Below are 17,601 nucleotides of genomic sequence, written 5' to 3' on the forward strand. Positions count from 1 at the left end.
GCTTCCGGGCGGAGCGAGCAACGCGCCCGCCCGGATCGCACGCGAACCAAGGGAGAGGAATACTACGCATGTCGGGAATGGACGCAGACACCTTCGAACAATTCATCGAGCAGCTCAAACGCTACATCCAGGAGCGGCTGATCCCTGCCGAGAAGGACGTGATCGAAGCGAACGCGATTCCCGAGGAGATCCTCGACGAGATGCGTGAAATGGGCCTGTTCGGCCTGACCATGCCCGAGGAATACGGCGGCGCGGGGATGAATACCTCGCAATATGTCGAGACGATCCGCGTCCTCTCCTACGCACTGCCCGCCTACCGTTCGATCACCTCGATCAACCTCGGCATGGTGTGCACCGCGCTCAAGAACGCCGGGACCGAAGAACAGAAGGCCGAATGGCTGCCGCGCCTCGCCGCGGGCGAGATCGCGTGTTTCGGGCTGACCGAGCCGGGCAGCGGATCGGACTCCGCCGCGATGCAGACTACCGCGGTGAAGGACGGCAACGGCTATATCCTCAACGGCTCCAAACGCTACATCACCAACGCGCCCTTCGCGAAGCTGGGCCTGATCATGGCGCGCACGAGCAAGGAAGCGCTGCCCAAGAACGCGCATGTCTCCGCCTTCCTCGTCGACATGGAAAAGGCGGGCGTCACGGTCAGCAAGCCGGACAAGAAGATGGGCCAGGAAGGCAGCCAGATCGCCGACATCTATTTCGACGACGTTCGCGTCGATGGCGATGCGCTGCTTGGCGGGGAGGAAGGCAAGGGCTTCCGCACCGCGATGATGAGCCTCGACAACGGGCGCTTGTCCGTCGCGGCGGCGAGTGCGGGCTATGCGCGGCGTATCCTCGATACCGCGATGCGCTACGCCCAGGACCGCAAGGCCTTCGGCGAGCCGATCAATCAGTTCCAGCTGATCCAGGCGATGCTGGCGGACAGCGAAGCGGAGATCTACGCCGCCGAGTGCATGCTCAAGGATGCCACCGCCAAGGTCGACGCGGGCGAGCCTTCGCTGCTGCCCGCCGCCTGCACCAAGCTGTTCGCCTCCGAAATGTGCAACCGCGTGGCCGACCGCTGCGTGCAGATCCACGGCGGCGCGGGCTACCTCGCCGAATACGAGGCGGAGCGGTTCTATCGCGACAGCCGGATCTACACGATCTACGAAGGCACCAGCCAGATCATGCAGCTGGTGATCGCCAAGAACATGCTGCGGAACTTCGCCGCCGGGGCGCAGGCCTGATGGCTCAGCTGCGCCGCGCCGCGATCGTCTCGCCGCTCCGCACGCCCGTGGGGCGGTTCCTCGGCACGCTGACCCCGCTGGAGGCAGGGCCGCTCGCCGCGATCATCATCAAGGCGCTGGTCGAACGCTCCGGCGTCGATCCCTCGCGAGTCGACGACGTGGTCTTTGCGCAAGGGTACGGCAGCGGCGAAGCGCCCGCGATCGGCCGCTGGGCCTGGCTCGCCGCCGACATGCCGATCGAGACGCCCGGCTTCCAGCTCGACCGGCGCTGCGGCTCAGGCCTGCAGGCGGTGATCGAAGCGGCGATGATGGTGCAGACCGGCGCGGCCGACTGCGTGCTGGCGGGCGGCGTCGAGTCGATGTCCAATGTCGAGCATTACACCACCAAGGCCCGCCACGGCGCGAAGATGGGCGACATGGCGCTGTGGGATCGGCTGACGCGCGGACGGCTGATGAGCCAGCCGATCGAGCGGTTCGGCGTCATCTCGGGCATGATCGAGACGGCGGAAAACCTCGCGAAGGATTACGACATCAGCCGCGAGGCGGCGGACGAATACGCGGTATCCTCGCACCGGAAGGCCGCCGCCGCATGGGAAGCGGGCAAGTTCGATGGGCACATCGTGCCAGTCGAGGTGCCGCAACGCCGGAAAGACCCGATCCGCTTCGAGCGTGACGAGGGCTTCCGGCCCGATGCCTCGATGGAAACGCTCGGTGGCCTGCGGGCGATCGAGAAGGACGGGATCGTCACCGCGGGCAATGCCAGCCAGCAGAACGATGCCGCCGCCGCGTGCCTCGTCGTGTCGGAAGACAAGCTGGCCGAACTCGGCCTCGAACCGCTGCTGTGGTTCGAAGGCTGGGCCGCTGCCGGCTGCGATCCGGCGCGGATGGGCATCGGCCCCGTGCCCGCCACCGAACGACTCTTCGCGCGTACCGGCAAGGGCTGGGACGATATCGACGTCGTCGAACTGAACGAGGCGTTCGCCCCGCAGGTGCTCGCCGTCCTCAAGGGTTGGGGCTGGAGCGAGGACGATTCGCGGCGCGACATGCTCAACGTCAACGGATCGGGCATTTCGCTCGGTCACCCCATCGGCGCGACCGGCGTGCGCATCCTCGCCGACATGGCGCACGAGCTGCACCGGCGCGAAGGGCGCTATGCGCTGGAGACGATGTGCATCGGCGGCGGACAGGGCCTAGCCGCCCTGTTCGAGCGCGCAGCCTAGTGCCCGACTGGTCTGCGTGGATCGGGCGCGAGGCGCGGGCCGCCGACCGACTCGACGAGTCGCTCGCCGCGCGCTGGCTTGCGACGCTCGACCTGTCGGCTCGGCAAGGCGCTGCCATGCCGCAGGGCATCCACTTCGCGCTGTGCACCCCGCAGGCGCCTACCGCGATGCTGGGGGAAGACGGGCACCCCGCCCGCTCCGACGATCCCGCCAGCCTCTACCCGCCGATCGACCTGCCGCGCAGGATGTGGGCGGGCAGCGAGATCGAGTTCCTGCGTCCGCTCGCGCTCGGCGACCGGATCGAGAAAACCAGCCGCGTGCTCTCGATCGAGGAGAAGGACGGCCGCAGCGGGCGGCTCGCCTTCCTCAAACTGGAACATGGACTGGCTGCGGGCGGCGCGCCCGCGATCCGCGAGGTGCAGACGCTCGTCTACCGCGAGGCTGCGGCAAGCGACGCGGCCCTCGTGCCTCCACCGGTCGGCGAGCCGCTGTTCGACCCCACTGCGTGGGATCGCGTCCGGACGCTGGCGCCGAACGAGGCACTGCTGTTCCGCTTTTCCGCGCTCACCTTCAACACCCACCGCATCCACTACGACGCGCCCTATGCCCGCGAGGTCGAGCGCTATCGCGGGCCGGTGGTCCACGGTCCGCTGATCGCGACCCTGCTGCTCCAGCTCGCCGCCGAGCTGGGCGGGCCCGATGGTGTGCGCAGCTTCGCCTTTTCGGCGCGCTCTCCCGCAATCGCGGGCGACAAGCTGCACCTCGCGGTACGCCGGGTGGACGAAGGGCTTGAGCTGGCCGCCCTGAACGATGGCGGGGCGGTGCTGACCCAGGCGTCCGCGCACCTCTAGACCGGCGACCCTTTTGCGTGCGCGATGAGCAACGCAAATTGCACGACTCCACGGGGTTTGGTATGCTTACCGATATGGCAACCGTCCTCGAACCCGAAACCGACTTTGGCACCATCCCGACCCCGTCGGACAAGGTATTCACCGCGCCGCTCAAGCGGCCCGAGCATCTGGGGGAAGACTGGCTCGAAAAGCAGTCGACCTACACCTCCGAAGACGATGCGGTCTGGAACGATCTGTACGAACGGCAGATGAACCTGCTCCCCGGGCGGGCATGTTCGGCCTTCATGCGCGGGCTCGACAAGCTCAATCTCAATCGCGGCGGCGTGCCCGATTTCGGCGAATTGTCGGAGGATCTCGAACAGCTGACCGGGTGGAGCGTGGTCGCCGTGCCCGCGCTCGTGCCCGATCAGGTGTTCTTCTACCACCTCGCCAACCGCCGTTTCCCGGCGGGCAACTTCATCCGCACGCGCGAGGATTTCGATTACATCCAGGAACCCGACGTGTTCCACGATGTGTTCGGCCACGTGCCGATGCTGACCGATCCGGTCTTCGCGGACTATATGGAAGCCTATGGCAAGGCCGGCTGGCGGGCGATGCAGTATAACCGCCTCAAGGCGCTCGGCGCGCTGTACTGGTACACGGTCGAGTTCGGCCTGATCCAGGAGGACGAGGGCCTGCGCGCCTATGGTGCGGGCATCCTGTCCGGCCCCACCGAGGTGCAGTTCTCGGTCGAGGCGAAAAGCCCCAACCGCATCATGCTCGACGTCGATCGGGTGATGCGCACGGACTATGTGATCTCGGACCTGCAGAACACCTATTTCGTGATCGAGAGCTTCGAGGACCTGTTCCACAAGACCGAAGAGCGCGACTTCGCGCGGCTCTACCAGCGGCTGCCCCCGCACTTCACCTATGCGACCACGGCGGTGATCGACACCGACGATGTGCTGCAGGTGGGCACGCAGGAATACAACCTGCGCGGCGGGCTGGGCAGCGGCGCCAGGCCCGTCTGAACCGCGCCCCGGAGCGGGCGACACGCGTCGGGCAGGCATCCCACACGAACAAAAGAAAACCGGCCCCGAATCGCTTCGGGGCCGGTCGAATTCGCCAGAAGGCGAAGCGCGATTACTCGGCGGCTTCTTCTTCGACGGTTTCGTCGGTGGCTTCGTCAGCCATCGCGTCTTCGGTCATGGTCTCGTCGGCCATGGCGTCTTCGGCCATCGCATCGTCAGCCATCACGTCTTCGGCCATCGCGTCTTCGGCCATGGCGTCTTCAGCCATCGCGTCTTCCGCCATCGCGTCTTCGGTGGTGGTGTCGGCGGTTTCGGTTTCACCGCAAGCGGCGACGCCGAGGCCCAGAGCGACGGTCGAAGCGAGCATTGCTGCCTTGAAAGTGGTCTTCATCATTCTTCCCCTGAATTGGTTGGGCGATCCGCATAGCCATGTTTTCGCCACACGGATACCCTGAAATTGCCGCATTCAGGTCCGTATCGGCGCGGGACAGCGCTATCTTGGGGAAAACGGCTACCGCCGGGTCAGCGGCTCCATGACGGATACCAACGCGAGGACGATACAGGCGCAGACAATCGCCAGAAGCAGCGCATTCGCGCCCAGCGTGTGGATCAACGAACTCTCGCTGACGAGGGCGCCGGTCACGACGGTCGACACCGAGCCGAGACCGATCCGCAGCCACGCGGCCCGCGTATGCTCGGCCCCGGTGACCAGAGCCACGAGCCAGCCCAGCACCGCGCCGGTAGAAAGAAGAACCAGTAAGCCCATCAGCCTCGAAAACTTAACTTGTTATAAGCATGTTTCCGTCGAACCGACAGGCGCGCATCAGGTTCCCGAAAAGTGCGCTTTTGCGCGATTTCAGAATGCGAAGAGCCAGATCAGCGTAACCGAACCGACAAGGATGCGGTACCACGCGAAGGGCGCGAAACCGCGCTTGCTGACATAGGCGACGAAGGCGCGCACCACGACCAGCGCGACGAGGAAGCTGGCGAAGAACCCCAGCGCAATATGGGTCCAGCCGATCGTGGCGGTGCCCTCCAGCAGCTCGGGCTCCTGGAAGATCTTGACCACCGATGCGCCGAGCATGGTCGGCACGGCAAGGAAGAACGAGAACTCGGCCGCCGTCTTGCGGCCCACGCCCATGGCCAGCGCCCCCATGATGGTCGCGCCCGAGCGGCTGGTGCCCGGAATCATCGCGAGACACTGGACGAAGCCGATCCCGATCGCCGCCTTCCATGACAGCGCCTCGACGCCCTGCTCCTCGCGCGTGGGGATCGTCTTTTCGAGGACGAGGATCGCGATCCCGCCGATGATCAGCGCGGTCGCGACCACTGCCGGGCTTTCGAGCATCGCATCGATCACGTCGAGGATCAGCAGGCCGATGACCGCCGCAGGCAGGAAGGCGAGCAGGATGTTGCGCACGAACATGATCGCCTTGCGCTCTCCGCGCAGCAGCCCCGTGCCCATGGACCAGAAGGTTTTGAAGTAGGTCACCACCACGGCGAGGATCGCACCCAGCTGGATGATGATATTGTATTGCCGCCACAGCGCGGGGTCGTAGCCGAACCACGCCTGCGCAAGGATCAGATGCCCGGTGGAGGAAACGGGCAGGAATTCGGTCAGCCCTTCGAGGATGCCGAGGAGGATGGCGGAGACGATGGTATCCATGGCGATCAGCCTGAAAGCAAAGGGGCCGTGCAAGTCAACCTCGCACGGCCCCCGGTTGCCGATTTGAAAGGCGTGTTGCGCCTTACCAGATGCTGATCCGCTCTTCCGGCGGCAGGTACAGATCGTCCTGCGGGGTCACGTTGAACGCCTCGTACCATGCGTCCATGTTCCGCACGATGCCGTTCACCCGGTACTGTTCCGGGCTGTGCGGATCGGTCAGCAGGCGCTGGCGCGCCGCTTCCTCGCGTTGCTGGCTGCGCCACACCTGCGCCCAGGCGAGGAAGAAGCGCTGGTCGCCGGTCAGCCCGTCGATCACCTTGTCTTCCTTGCCGTTCAGGCTGAGCTTGTAGGCGCGGTAGGCAAGGCTGAGCCCGCCGAGATCGCCGATATTCTCGCCCAGCGTCAGACGCCCGTTCACGCAGGTCTCGCCATCGTCGAGCGGGCAGAACGCGTCGTACTGCGCGACCAGCGCATCGGTCAGCCCTTCGAAGGCTTCGCGATCGGCATCGGTCCACCAGTTGCGCAGCATGCCCGTACCGTCGGACTTGGCGCCCTGGTCGTCGAAACCGTGGCCCATTTCGTGCCCGATCACGCCGCCGATGCCGCCGTAGTTGACCGCCGGATCGTTGGAGAGCGCGAAGAAGGGCTGCTGCAGGATCGCTGCGGGGAACACGATCTCGTTCTTGGTGGAGTTGTAGTACGCGTTCACCGTCTGGGGCAGCATGAACCACTCGGTGCGGTCGATCGGGCCGCCCAGCTTGGACAGGCTATCCTGCCAGCTCCAGCGCGCCGCCGCCATGCGGTTGGCGATCGGATCGCCGGGCGTGATCGTCAGGCCTTCGTAGGTTTCCAGATTGTCGCGGTAACCGATCTTGGGATCGAACGCATCGAGCTTGGCGAGCGCTTCTTCCTTGGTCTCCTCACCCATCCAGTCCAGCTCTTCGATCGAGTTGGCGAGCGCGCGGCGCAGGTTGGTGACGAGCTTTTCCATCGCGGCCTTGTTTTCCGCCGGGAAGTACTCGGCGACGTAGGACTTGCCGAGCAGCTCGCCCAGCAGGCTTTCCGATTCGCCGATCGCGCGCTTCCAGCGCGGGCGCTGTTCGGGCGTGCCCTGCAGCACCTTGCCGTAGAACGCGAAGTCCGCCTCGTCGAAGCGCGAAGGCAGGACCGAGGCGTTGTTTTCGAGGAATTCCTTGATCGTCCACGCCTGCAGAATCTCGACCGGTGTGTTTACGATCAGTTCCATCATCGCGGGCGTACCGCCGCCGATCTTGTCGAGCGTTTCCTGCGTCAGGCCCAGCTCTTCCGCTTCCTCGAGGCTCGGCGGGAGATCGCCGACGATGAAGCGGTCGGTCTCGGCAAAGCCGCTCGCGGTCAGCATCGCGGTCAGCGGGAAGCCGCCCGACATCGCGCCCAGCTCGCTCGGCGTGAGGGCATTGTAGGTCAGGTCGCGGTTGCGGCGCGTCGCGCGGTCCCACGATACGGTGCGGGCGATGGTGTCCTCGAAGTCGTAGACCGACTGCGCCATGCCTGCGGGATCGTCATAGCCCGCTTCGGTCATCAGGAAGGTCAGGTATTCGCGATACTTGGCCTGGATGTCGCGGCCCTTCTCGCTCTCGTCGAGATAGTAGTCGCGGTCAGGCAGGCCGAGGCCGCCCGAACCGACATAGACCGAATAGCGCGTCGGCTCTTTCGAATCGACGCTCACCCCGCCGCCAAGCGGCGCGGAATAGCCCGGCGTGCCCCACAGGGTAGCGAGTTCGGCCAGCGTCTTGGCGTTGTGGATCTTGTCGAGATAAGGCTGCGCGGGGGCGAGGCCGGCCGAGTCGATCGCGGCGGTGTCGAAATAGGAATTATACGCATCGACGATGCGCTGCTCGTCCGCCGTCAGCTGCGCTGCGGGCTTGGCGAGCAGGCCGTCCACCAGCGTCTTCACATCGCTGGTCGACTTTTCGCGCAACAGGTTGAACGCGCCGAAGCGGCTGTATTCGGGCGGCAGCGGGTTCGCGTCGAGCCATTCCTGGTTGACGTAGGCGAAGAAGTCGTCGCCCGGATCGATGCTGTCGGACAGCGTGGTCGGGTCCACACCCCATTCGCCGAAGCTCATGGTCGGGGTCTGCGCCTCGGCCGCATCGCCATCCTGCACCAGCAGTTCGATATCGTCGCCAGCCGGTCCGTCATGCGCCATGGCGGGCGCGGCAAGCGCCAGCGCGGCGACGCTGGCAGTGGTGGCTAGGAGTGTGCGGATCATAGATTGTGCCCTCTGTTCAAACATTTGCACTATCGCCGTCCGCGATGAACGGCGGCTTGCGCGCGATCATGCCATAGCCCTGCGCGGGGCCATAGTGCCGACGCCCGTCGACCCTGCTATGTCGCTGGTCGATCACGTGCGCTCCGATCAGGCCCTCAGGTCACGCAGCGCCGGTTTCCGGTGCCTGGAATTGCAGCTTCGCGAGTCGCGCATAGAGGCCACCCTGGGCGAGCAGCTGCGAATGCGTGCCCTGCTGGACGATCCGCCCGCCATCGAGGACCACGATCCGGTCCGCCTCGCGCACGGTCGCCAGCCGGTGCGCGATGACCAGCGTCGTGCGCCCGCGCATCACCCGGGCGAGCGCATCCTGCACCAGCCGCTCGCTCTGCGCATCGAGCGCGCTGGTCGCCTCGTCCAGCAGCAGGATCGGCGCATCGCGCAGGATCGCACGCGCGATCGCGATGCGCTGCTGCTGCCCGCCCGAAAGCCGGGTGCCGTCCTCGCCCAGACTGGTGTCGAGCCCGTGAGGCAGGGTTTCGAGGAATTCGGCGGCATTGGCGAGGCGCGCGGCCTCCCAGATCTCGTCGTCGCTCGCGTCCCACCGGCCATAGCGCAGGTTGTCGCGCGCGTTGCCCGAAAACAGCGTGCCCGTCTGCGGAACATAGGCCATGCGGGCGCGAATTTCCGCCGGGTCCGCGCTGGGCAGCGCGATCCCGTCGAGCCGGATGGTGCCCTCTTCGGGATCGTAGAATCGCTGGGCGAGCATGAAGAGCGTCGACTTGCCCGCGCCCGACGGGCCGACCAGTGCCACGGTTTCGCCCGGCTCCACTTCGAGACTGATGTCCTCGACCACCGGCTCTCCGGGGCGCGAGGGATAGGTGAAGCCGACATTGCGGAACGAGAGGCTGCCGCGCGCGGGCACGGGCAGCGGCTGCGGCTTGGCGGGCGGCGCGATCGTCGGCTCTGCCTGCAACAGTTCGGCCAGCCGGTCCGCCGCGCCCGCTCCGCGCAGCAGATCGCCGTAGACCTCGGTCAGCGAGCCGAATGCGCCCGCGACCAGACCGCCGGTGAGCACGAAGGCGGTGATCGTGCCGCCGGTAATCACGCCTTCCGACACGGCGAGCGCACCGCGCCACATGACCATCGTGATCCCGCCGAAAATGAGCACAATGACGATGGATGTCATCGCCGCGCGCAGCAGGATGCGGCGCTTGGCGGTCTCGAACGTGCGCTCCACCACTCCCGAAAAGCGCTCTCCCTCGCGCTTTTCCTGGCCGAAGCTCTGGACGATCGGCATCGCGCTCAACACTTCGGTCACATAGGCGCCGACATCGGCCACCCGATCCTGGTTGGAACGCGAAACCGTGCGGATCTTGCGCCCGAAGATCACGATCGGCGCCAGCACCAGTGGAATGCCGATCAGCAGGCCGAGGGTCAGCGAAGGCGCGAGATACAGCAGCAGCAGGATACCGCCGATCGCGGTCAGCAGGTTGCGCAGCGCGACCGACACCGTCGTGCCCACGACCGTTTCGATGATCGCCGTGTCGGAGGTCATCCGACTGGAGATTTCCTTGGGGCTGTTCTCTTCGTAGAAACTGGGCGACTGGCGCAGCAGGTTGCGCTGCACCTTCAGCCGCAGGTTGGCCACGACCCGCTCGCCGATCCAGCTGACGAAATAGAACCGCATGGCAGTGCCGATGCCCAGCACCACCACGATCATCAGCAGATATTCGAAGGCATGCGCGATCTCGGCCGGGCCGGCGGACCCGCCGAACGCCTCGTCCACGATGACCTTGAAGCGCCACGGGATCGCCAGCGTCGCCGCCGATGTCGTGACGAGAGCGGCGAAGGCGAGCGCGGTCTGGCGCGGGTAGCGCGCCGCCTCGCGGTAAACCATCCGCAGCGGCGCGAGCGAGCGGGCCTTTTCGCCCTTTGCTCGCCCGTCTTCCTTACCGCCGCCGCGGCGGCGCCTCGATCGCTGATTGTCACGTGCCATTGCGGCACCCGGTTAGCGGGACGGCGCGCGGAAATCCACGGGGCATGGACCTTGGACGCAATCTTGTGCATTGCACAAATACACCAAGCCCGGCAGGCTGCGCCTACGGGACCGGCTATAATGCCGGATATGTGACTTTTTAGGGGTTTGCCTTGCTCTACCACGCCTACGAAATTCAGGCCGCCTGGCTCAACAGCGCCAGCGCGATGGCCTCGATCGGCTCCGAGTTGCTGACCAATCCGCGCAATCCGCTGGCCTATAGCGGCATCGGCCCGATCGCCGGGTCGGCGCTGGAAGTTTTCGCCCATGCAACCATCCGCCGCGGCAAGCCCGAGTTCGACATCGAAAGCGTGATGGTGGACGGCAAGCCCGATCCGGTGGTCGAAACGCTGGTGCTGCACCGCCCCTTCGGCGACCTCAAGCGCTTCCGCCGCAACGACCTGCCCGAAGATGCGCCCAGCGTCCTGATCGTCGCACCGATGAGCGGGCACTTCGCCACGCTGTTGCGCGGCACGGTGGAGCGGATGGTCGAGAATTCGGAAGTCTACATTACCGACTGGCACGACGCCCGCGATGTCCCGATGAGCGAGGGACGTTTCGACCTCGACGACTACATCGACTACATCGTCGAGTTCCTGCAGGTCATCGCCGGGCGTAACGATGGCCGCGCGGCGCATGTGGTCGCGGTTTGCCAGCCATCGGTGCCCGCGCTCGCCGCGACTGCGCTGATGAACGGCGCGAAGGACGAGGCCGCACCGAAAACGCTCACCATGATGGGTGGCCCGATCGACACGCGCGAAAGCCCCACCACGGTCAACGACATGGCCATGAAGCGGCCGCTCAGCTGGTTCGAGCAGAACGTTATCGCCACCGTGCCCGCGCAATATTCGGGCAGCGGGCGGCGAGTCTATCCCGGCTTCATGCAGCTCGCGAGCTTCATGAGCATGAACCTGGGCGGCCACATCCTGTCGCATTACGAGATGTACAAGCATCTCGTCGCGGGCGAGGACGAAAGCGCCCAGCTGACCAAGGATTTCTACGACGAATACCGTTCGGTCTGCGACATGACCGCGGAATTCTACCTCCAGACCGTGCGGGAGGTGTTCCAGGAACACTCGCTGCCCAACAACAGCTTCGAACATCGCGGCACGGTGATCGACCTCGGCGACATCGAGCAGACCGCGTTGCTGGCCGTCGAAGGCGAGCGCGACGATATCTCGGGCATCGGCCAGACCAAGGCCGCGCTGCCGCTGGCACGCAACCTGGCCGAGAAAAAGAAGCGCTACTACCTCGTCGAGGGGGCGGGGCATTACGGCATCTTCAACGGCAGCAAGTGGCGCACGAAGGTCGCGCCGGTGATCGAGCAGTTCATGGAAGCCCACGGCTAGGCCGGTATGGCGCTCCGCTAGGCGAGGTCGCGGGGCTGCCTGGTCTTTCGCAGGAAACGCCGCAGCGTTCGCCGGACGACCACGACCAGCCAGATGCAGACCGTCAACAGCAGCAGCGCGATGACTGCGGCGGCGACCGGGTTGGCTATGGCGACCGCCAGCAACCCGACGGTTGCGACGTCTTCCGCCGTGGAGACCATCACGTTGCTGACCGGCTCGGGACTGGTGTTCACCGCCGCGCGGGCGGTTGCCTTGCCCGCATGGGCGGCAAAGGCGGCTCCTCCGCCGAGCAGGAAGGCGACGACCTGCCACGCGGGATCGGCCGGATCGACGATCGCCAGCGCCAGCAGCGCCCCGCCGACGGGCCGGATCAGCGTGTGGATCCCATCCCAGATCGAATCGAGCCACATCACCTTGTCGGCGAGAAACTCCATCACCGTGCCGACCGCCGCGATCCCCAGCACCCAGGGGTTGGCGAGCACGTCGAGCACCTGCAGCTGTTCGGGCAGCGGGACCCAGCCGGTGCGCATCGCGATTCCGGTGACCAGCACACTCGCGTAAAGGCGCCAGCCCGAAAGCAGGCTGATCGAGCCTGCAAGGCCGAGGAGTTCGATCACACCCATCGCCTGCCTATAGCACGATCAGCCGGTATGCATCAGCGCGCTTTGCCGACCGCTTCCGGCTTGCCCGCTGCGCAATCGAATCCTGCGGCAGTGCGGTCCCCCAATTCGCGAGCTCTGGCATTCGCGCCCTGTGCGCTCCCCACAACCTGCGCCACGGTGCAGCCGGGCCGCTGCGCCGTTCCGATCCGTTCGACCATCAGCACGGTGCGCCCGACATCGTCCGGGCTCGCGTCGGTAAGGCGGTAAATGATCGCAAAGGGCACGCCGTCCTTCATGCGCCATTCGATCGTGTCGGGCGGATCGTTGAAGGCACCCAAAGACTGGAATTTCTCATTGCGCACGCCCGCATCGATATCGAACCGCCCGTCGCCATCGTCCACGAACAGGGGAATGCCGCGATAACCGGGGCAGGTCCGCTCGGCCCACTGGCCCTCCTCGCTTTCCGAATCGGTCACCGTGCAGGTCGCAAGGTCGAGGGGGGTGTAGTGCGAAGAATATCCCGCTGAGCCGGCCGCGTTTCCCGCGGAGGAAGCCGATGCTGGCGGGGATGCCGGGGTGGATGCTGGCGGGCCCGCCTCCTCGCCCGGCCGCCCGGCTTGCGCAGGCGCGTCGGCCTTTCCGGCGGGATCGTCCTGCCCCTCGCATGCCATCAGCGCCAGCGCCGCGAGCGCACATCCGATCATCCTGACATTCACGAGCAATCCTCCGCCTGCCGAACGAAAAAGGGCGGCCCCCGGTATTCCCCGGGTGCCGCCCTGTATCATGCGAAATCTCGCAGCGTCAGAGGACTTCGAAGATGCCCGCCGCGCCCATGCCGCCGCCGACGCACATGGTGACGCAGATGTACTTGGCGCCGCGACGCTTGCCTTCGATCAGCGCGTGGCCGACGCAGCGTGCGCCCGTCATGCCGTAGGGGTGGCCGATCGAGATCGAGCCGCCGTTGACGTTCAGGTCCTCGTCGGGGATGCCGAGCTTGTCGCGGCAGTAGAGCACCTGCACCGCGAAGGCTTCGTTCAGTTCCCACAGGCCGATATCGCTCATCTTGAGGCCGGTACGTTCGAGCACGGCGGGAATCGCGAAGACCGGGCCGATGCCCATTTCGTCAGGCTCGGTGCCCGCAACCGCCATGCCGACATAGCGGCCGAGCGGGGTCAGGCCGCGCTTCTCGGCCAGCTTTTCTTCCATCAGGATGCTGGCGGACGAACCGTCGGACAGCTGGCTGGCGTTACCGGCTGTGATCGTGCTGTCGGGGCCCATCACGGGGTTGAGCGACTGCAGGCCTTCCAGCGTGGTGCTGGGGCGGTTGCCTTCGTCCTTCGCGACGGTCACTTCCTGGTCGGAAACCTCGCCGGTTTCCTTGTCCTTCACCTTCATGGTGACGGTGACGGGCACGATCTCGTCGTCGAACTTGCCCGCTTCCTGTGCGGCGGCGGTGCGCTGCTGCGAGCGGAGCGCGTATTCGTCCTGCGCTTCGCGGCTGATGCCGTAGCGCTTGGCGACCGTTTCAGCCGTCTGCAGCATCGGCATATAGACCGCATTGTGCATCGCCATCAGCTCGGGATCGGGCATGACGCGCATTTCGGGGGTCTGGACGAGGCTGATCGATTCCTGGCCGCCGCCGGCGACGATATCCATGTTGTCGACGATGATCTGCTTCGCCGCGGTCGAGATCGCCATCAGGCCCGAGGAGCACTGGCGGTCGATGGTCATGCCAGAAACGCCGATCGGGCAGCCCGAGCGCAGCGCGACCTGGCGGCCGAGGTTGCCCGCCTGCGCGCCCTGCTGGAGCGCGGCGCCCCATACGACGTCGTTGATTTCGCCGGCCTCAATCTTGGCGCGCTCGATCGCGGGGGCGAGCGAGTACGAGCCGAGCGTTGCGCCCTTGGTGTCGTTGAAGCCGCCCTTGTAGGCGCGGCCGATGGCGGTGCGTGCGGTGGATACGATAACTGCGCTGCGGGTCATGGGAAGGGTCCTCTTGCTGAGTCCCAGCGGAAGCTGGGACCTCCTTATTCTTGCTGCCTGATCGCATGAGGTCCCAGCTTCCGCTGGGACTCACACCAGGAATTTTCAGACGAAGAACATCGTCATCCATTCGCAGATCAGGGCGGGCTTTTCCTCGCCTTCGATCTCGATCGTGATCTCGACCGTCTGCTGCCACTGGCCGGGGCGCTTCTCGGTCATTTCGAGGAGCTTCCAGTGGCCGCGGATTTTCTTGCCGCTCTTCACCGGGTTGATGAAGCGCGTTTTGTTGCCGCCGTAGTTGACGGCCATCTTGATGCCGTCGGGCTTGGGCAGGTCGGCCTCGGCGCTGAGATAGGGGATCATCGACAGGGTCAGGAAGCCGTGGGCGATGGTGCCGCCGAACGGCGTCATCTTGGCCGCTTCCTCGTTCACGTGGATGAACTGGTGGTCGCCGGTCGCCTCGGCGAACTGGTTGATCCGTTCCTGGCTGATCTCGACCCAGGGGCTGGTGCCGATCTGTTCGCCGACCTTTTCGGCGATGTCCTGCGGGCTCATTCCTGTCATCCTCCAATGTCTTTCGCGGGCCGGACGGCGCGCGGATTGCCAGCGTTCATGGCGGAGCGCGGCGCGGGATGCAAATGCGTTGAATCCGACGCTACGACACGGCTGGGTTGGCCATTGGTGCTACGGTCTGGCGGGCAGGCCGTTCCGGAAAGACTCGGCTGGACGAAGCGCGTTGAGGGCCCGCTGGGCGGGCTTTTCGAACGCGTGGAACAGCGCTGCCGAGACCGCCAGAAGCAGCAGCAGGAAGGCCGCGAACTGCGGCACGCCGAGCTGCGCATCGGGCCCGACGAACGCGACCTTGAACAGGATGAAGAGGAAATAATGGGCGAGGTAGGTCGCATAGCTGAGGTCGCCCAGCATGCGCATCGGGCGGCATGCGAACAGCCGCACCACCGGCCCCTGGCCCAGTGCGAGCGCCAGCAGGAGAAGCGCGAACGCCGCGGGCACGAAGGCGGTCTCCGTAAGGTCGAGAGCCCACGCGATCGCGAGCAGGCCGACCAGCGCCGCGGCGATGCGCACGCCCGCGCGGCGCAAGCTCTGCCAACGCTGCCACAGCAGCGCGAGCACGATGCCGACGGCGAATTCGAAGAGGCACCGCCACAGGCCGAGCTGCGGAATGTCCGCGCCGAGCCAATCGTGCCCGCTGGCCGAAAACAGCGCGAAGATCGCGCCGCACAGCAGCCCGGCCAGCACGACGAGCATGACACTCGGCAGCTTTTCCCACCGCACGGCGAGGACGATGAAGGGAAAGACCAGGTAGGCGGCCAGTTCGGTGCTGATCGACCATGCGGGATGGTTCCACGCCAGCGCCTCGGTCAGCCCCCAGTTCTGCAGCAGGAAGACATGCAGCGGCAGCTGCGCGAAGGGATCATTGGCCGTTTCCCGCCCGGTCGCCAGCAGGACCAGCGCGAAGGCCGCCATCGCCGCAAGGATGGCGAGATGAAGCGGCCAGATCCGCGCGACCCGTTTCCACCAGAATGCCGGTGCCTGCCGCAAGCCGCCCCTGCGCATCCTGTCGGCATAGTTGAGCCACATGACGAAGCCGGACAGCATGAAGAACAGGTCGACCGCGAGATAGCCCCGGTCGAACACGCCCAGTGCCCACTCCGGCATGATCGCCGTGCAGGACATCCGCATGTGATAGACCACCACGAACCATGCCGCGATCCCGCGCAGGCCGGTCAACTGGTCGATCTGCGGGGGCCGCGCCGCGCCCGGCGCAGGCAGTGGCGGCGCGATCACTTCGCCCTCCCCGCCTCTCCGAACGCGGGTTGGGGATGCCCGGCAGCGCTCGCCTGCTGTTCCGCTTCAGCCGCCCGCCTGCGCTCTGCAGCCAGCCGTTCGCCGATCGTGCCACCCTTGGGCGCATCGACGCGCCGGGCGTAAATGACCAGCGCGATCTGCAGCGCGATGAGCATCATGATGAAAGGCTGCCAGGCAAGCCCCTGGAAGAGCGCGCCGACGAGATAGATGATCTGCGCATATTGCAGCGCGATCGCCAGATGGCCGAGCCATTCGAGTCGCGGATCGCCGAGCCTGCGCATGCGCCGGCGCAGCACCTCCATCTGGATCAGGCCGAGCACCTGAAGCAGCAGCCATGCCGCCAGCCCGGGATAGCCCTGTTCGCCCAGCATCTCGAAGATCGCGGAATGGTATGCCCGCCCTTCGTCCACCACCTTCTCGTACCGGACGGTGGTCGAGTTGCCCTCCCCCGAGGTCTGCGGCAGGCGATAGGTGAAGCTGTTGCCCCGGTACGCTTCGAACCCGCCGCCGAGCGGATGCTCCTTCGCGTAGTCGATCGTCCACTGCCACACCGCCACGCGGGTGGACGCGCTTTCGTCCTCCTCGGCCGTTGCCATGGTCGACATGCGGTCGGCATAGGATTGCGGCAAGAAGGGAATGGCGACGAGCACCAGCAGCACGCCGCCGAAGATCAGCAGCACCTTGTGGCGGCTTTCGCGCAGGACCAGCAGGCCCAGCATCGCGATGCACACGAGGCCCGTGCGCGTTTCCGTGCCGACCGGAATCAGCAGGCAGGCCCCGGTCAGGCCCAGCGCGAACAGCTTTACCGGCAGGCCGGGCGGGAAGATCGTGCCGTGCTTCGTGAACCAGTAGATCAGCGGGATGATCGCGATCCCCACGGTGGACAGCGTGCTGCTTTCGTACAGGCCGTAGTTCTCGTTCACGAACAGGGCGAGGCTGCCATAGCCGCCGCCGCCCAATACGGTCTTGATCCCGCCCGAGATCAGGATGGCCGACAGGGTCAGCACCATGATCAGCGCGGCGGTTTCGAACCGCAGCCGGGTGGTCACGGTAAAGGGCAGGAAGATCGCGAAGACCAGCGTCTTCCAGACCCAGTCCCACTTTTCCGCCGCGGGCTGCGCGAACTCTGCGCCTTGCAACGTGAACCAGGCCCAGCCCAGCAGGAACAGCATGATCGCCTGACGCGCGGTAAAGGTCAGCCTGCTCTTGCGATCCATCAGCAGCCATCCGCCGAAGGCGGCGGCAAAGGCGATCAGCGACAGCGGCAGGCTCGTGATCGGGCCATAGCCGATCTTCTGCGGAATCAGGATGTCGACATAGAGATACAGGCACACCCACAGGAAAGGCCGCTTCAGCCCGAGCAGCAGGAACGCACCGAAGAAGGAGAGCAGGAACAGGTCGGTCATGGAGCGTTCCCGGCTCCGCGCCCGCCCGGCTCGTCACCTTCGATCATCGGATCCTCGTCCAGATCGTCGCGCGTCGTCAGTCGGTAGGCTGCGAACAGCAGGAGGCCGTGGATCGAGACGAGGACGATCATGTCGATCACGGCGGATGAGCTCCTCGCTCGCA

At 65.9% G+C, this 17,601-nt stretch carries 17 protein-coding genes; 5 read left to right on the forward strand and 12 right to left on the reverse strand.

The annotated features are described in order from the left end of the window. The first annotated feature begins 68 nt into the window (after nucleotides 1-68). The 4 genes from ACYQ0L_RS06405 (at nucleotide 69) to phhA (ending at nucleotide 4,319) form a co-directional block, all read left to right on the forward strand. Nucleotides 69-1,238 carry an acyl-CoA dehydrogenase family protein gene (locus tag ACYQ0L_RS06405; protein WP_459788207.1) on the forward strand — a complete coding sequence of 390 codons (1,170 nt, stop codon included), beginning with the start codon at nucleotides 69-71 and terminating at the stop codon, nucleotides 1,236-1,238. Further along, a complete protein-coding gene (locus ACYQ0L_RS06410; protein WP_459788208.1) occupies nucleotides 1,238-2,458 on the forward strand; it encodes an acetyl-CoA C-acetyltransferase in 1,221 nt (406 codons plus the stop codon). Before ACYQ0L_RS06405 ends, ACYQ0L_RS06410 begins: the two co-directional genes overlap by 1 nt. After that, the gene (locus ACYQ0L_RS06415) at nucleotides 2,458-3,309 is read left to right on the forward strand and encodes an HTD2 family dehydratase (RefSeq protein ID WP_459788209.1); all 852 of its coding nucleotides are present in this window, start codon (nucleotides 2,458-2,460) and stop codon (nucleotides 3,307-3,309) included. The genes ACYQ0L_RS06410 and ACYQ0L_RS06415 overlap by 1 nt, the downstream gene beginning before the upstream one ends. 74 nt (nucleotides 3,310-3,383) lie before the next feature. Continuing rightward, the gene (phhA, locus tag ACYQ0L_RS06420; RefSeq protein ID WP_459788997.1) at nucleotides 3,384-4,319 is read left to right on the forward strand and encodes a phenylalanine 4-monooxygenase; all 936 of its coding nucleotides are present in this window, start codon (nucleotides 3,384-3,386) and stop codon (nucleotides 4,317-4,319) included. A 112-nt stretch (nucleotides 4,320-4,431) separates the two neighbouring features. Here the strand turns inward: phhA and ACYQ0L_RS06425 are convergent, their stop codons facing one another. The 5 genes from ACYQ0L_RS06425 to ACYQ0L_RS06445 all read right to left on the reverse strand — a co-directional run bounded on the left by ACYQ0L_RS06425 (nucleotide 4,432) and on the right by ACYQ0L_RS06445 (nucleotide 10,133). Continuing rightward, nucleotides 4,432-4,710, reverse strand: a complete 279-nt coding sequence (locus ACYQ0L_RS06425) for a pentapeptide MXKDX repeat protein (RefSeq protein ID WP_459788210.1) — start codon at nucleotides 4,708-4,710, stop codon at nucleotides 4,432-4,434. 120 nt (nucleotides 4,711-4,830) lie between these two features. Further along, the gene (locus tag ACYQ0L_RS06430) at nucleotides 4,831-5,085 is read right to left on the reverse strand and encodes a hypothetical protein (protein ID WP_459788211.1); all 255 of its coding nucleotides are present in this window, start codon (nucleotides 5,083-5,085) and stop codon (nucleotides 4,831-4,833) included. A gap of 90 nt (nucleotides 5,086-5,175) precedes the next feature. After that, complete coding sequence (locus tag ACYQ0L_RS06435; RefSeq protein WP_459788212.1) at nucleotides 5,176-5,985, reverse strand: undecaprenyl-diphosphate phosphatase; 810 nt, start codon at nucleotides 5,983-5,985, stop codon at nucleotides 5,176-5,178. Between the two features lie 82 nt (nucleotides 5,986-6,067). Next, nucleotides 6,068-8,236 (reverse strand): M13 family metallopeptidase, encoded by a 2,169-nt coding sequence (locus ACYQ0L_RS06440; RefSeq protein WP_459788213.1) that lies wholly within the window; start codon nucleotides 8,234-8,236, stop codon nucleotides 6,068-6,070. A 160-nt stretch (nucleotides 8,237-8,396) separates the two neighbouring features. Continuing rightward, complete coding sequence (locus ACYQ0L_RS06445) at nucleotides 8,397-10,133, reverse strand: ABC transporter transmembrane domain-containing protein (protein ID WP_459788998.1); 1,737 nt, start codon at nucleotides 10,131-10,133, stop codon at nucleotides 8,397-8,399. A 251-nt stretch (nucleotides 10,134-10,384) separates the two neighbouring features. Between ACYQ0L_RS06445 and ACYQ0L_RS06450 the strand changes: the two genes are divergently transcribed. Beyond that, nucleotides 10,385-11,620, forward strand: coding sequence for a polyhydroxyalkanoate depolymerase (locus tag ACYQ0L_RS06450; protein WP_459788214.1), 1,236 nt, complete (start codon nucleotides 10,385-10,387; stop codon nucleotides 11,618-11,620). Nucleotides 11,621-11,637: 17 nt separating this feature from the next. On the opposite strand, the gene ACYQ0L_RS06455 is transcribed toward ACYQ0L_RS06450, so the two are convergent. From ACYQ0L_RS06455 to ACYQ0L_RS06485, 7 genes are all read right to left on the reverse strand, one after another. Further along, nucleotides 11,638-12,243: a DUF4126 domain-containing protein gene (locus tag ACYQ0L_RS06455; protein ID WP_459788215.1), complete on the reverse strand. Its 606-nt coding sequence runs from the start codon at nucleotides 12,241-12,243 to the stop codon at nucleotides 11,638-11,640. A gap of 32 nt (nucleotides 12,244-12,275) precedes the next feature. Continuing rightward, nucleotides 12,276-12,938: a hypothetical protein gene (locus ACYQ0L_RS06460; RefSeq protein ID WP_459788216.1), complete on the reverse strand. Its 663-nt coding sequence runs from the start codon at nucleotides 12,936-12,938 to the stop codon at nucleotides 12,276-12,278. 85 nt (nucleotides 12,939-13,023) lie between these two features. Continuing rightward, on the reverse strand, nucleotides 13,024-14,205 hold the full coding sequence (locus ACYQ0L_RS06465; protein WP_459788217.1) for an acetyl-CoA C-acyltransferase: 1,182 nt from the start codon (nucleotides 14,203-14,205) through the stop codon (nucleotides 13,024-13,026). A 105-nt stretch (nucleotides 14,206-14,310) separates the two neighbouring features. After that, nucleotides 14,311-14,760 (reverse strand): MaoC family dehydratase, encoded by a 450-nt coding sequence (locus tag ACYQ0L_RS06470; protein WP_226661464.1) that lies wholly within the window; start codon nucleotides 14,758-14,760, stop codon nucleotides 14,311-14,313. Between the two features lie 129 nt (nucleotides 14,761-14,889). Beyond that, complete coding sequence (locus tag ACYQ0L_RS06475; RefSeq protein WP_459788218.1) at nucleotides 14,890-16,011, reverse strand: acyltransferase family protein; 1,122 nt, start codon at nucleotides 16,009-16,011, stop codon at nucleotides 14,890-14,892. Beyond that, entirely contained in the window at nucleotides 16,008-17,438 is a 1,431-nt protein-coding gene (locus tag ACYQ0L_RS06480; protein ID WP_459788219.1) for a DUF5935 domain-containing protein, read from the reverse strand. Before ACYQ0L_RS06480 ends, ACYQ0L_RS06475 begins: the two co-directional genes overlap by 4 nt. Continuing rightward, a complete protein-coding gene (locus ACYQ0L_RS06485) occupies nucleotides 17,435-17,578 on the reverse strand; it encodes a hypothetical protein (protein WP_459789036.1) in 144 nt (47 codons plus the stop codon). Before ACYQ0L_RS06485 ends, ACYQ0L_RS06480 begins: the two co-directional genes overlap by 4 nt. Nucleotides 17,579-17,601 lie beyond the last annotated feature (23 nt).

The sequence above is a fragment of the Alteriqipengyuania triglochinis genome (assembly GCF_054655655.1).

What these genes read in the sequence shown, in the direction of transcription:
- phhA (WP_459788997.1), top strand. Translation starts at nt 3,384, where the DNA reads ATGGCAACCGTCCTCGAACCCGAAACCGACTTTGGCACCATCCCGACC.
- ACYQ0L_RS06440 (WP_459788213.1), bottom strand. Translation starts at nt 8,236, where the DNA reads ATGATCCGCACACTCCTAGCCACCACTGCCAGCGTCGCCGCGCTGGCG.
- ACYQ0L_RS06435 (WP_459788212.1), bottom strand. Translation starts at nt 5,985, where the DNA reads ATGGATACCATCGTCTCCGCCATCCTCCTCGGCATCCTCGAAGGGCTG.
- ACYQ0L_RS06410 (WP_459788208.1), top strand. Translation starts at nt 1,238, where the DNA reads ATGGCTCAGCTGCGCCGCGCCGCGATCGTCTCGCCGCTCCGCACGCCC.
- ACYQ0L_RS06405 (WP_459788207.1), top strand. Translation starts at nt 69, where the DNA reads ATGTCGGGAATGGACGCAGACACCTTCGAACAATTCATCGAGCAGCTC.
- ACYQ0L_RS06425 (WP_459788210.1), bottom strand. Translation starts at nt 4,710, where the DNA reads ATGAAGACCACTTTCAAGGCAGCAATGCTCGCTTCGACCGTCGCTCTG.
- ACYQ0L_RS06465 (WP_459788217.1), bottom strand. Translation starts at nt 14,205, where the DNA reads ATGACCCGCAGCGCAGTTATCGTATCCACCGCACGCACCGCCATCGGC.
- ACYQ0L_RS06430 (WP_459788211.1), bottom strand. Translation starts at nt 5,085, where the DNA reads ATGGGCTTACTGGTTCTTCTTTCTACCGGCGCGGTGCTGGGCTGGCTC.
- ACYQ0L_RS06445 (WP_459788998.1), bottom strand. Translation starts at nt 10,133, where the DNA reads ATGGTTTACCGCGAGGCGGCGCGCTACCCGCGCCAGACCGCGCTCGCC.
- ACYQ0L_RS06470 (WP_226661464.1), bottom strand. Translation starts at nt 14,760, where the DNA reads ATGAGCCCGCAGGACATCGCCGAAAAGGTCGGCGAACAGATCGGCACC.
- ACYQ0L_RS06455 (WP_459788215.1), bottom strand. Translation starts at nt 12,243, where the DNA reads ATGGGTGTGATCGAACTCCTCGGCCTTGCAGGCTCGATCAGCCTGCTT.
- ACYQ0L_RS06480 (WP_459788219.1), bottom strand. Translation starts at nt 17,438, where the DNA reads ATGACCGACCTGTTCCTGCTCTCCTTCTTCGGTGCGTTCCTGCTGCTC.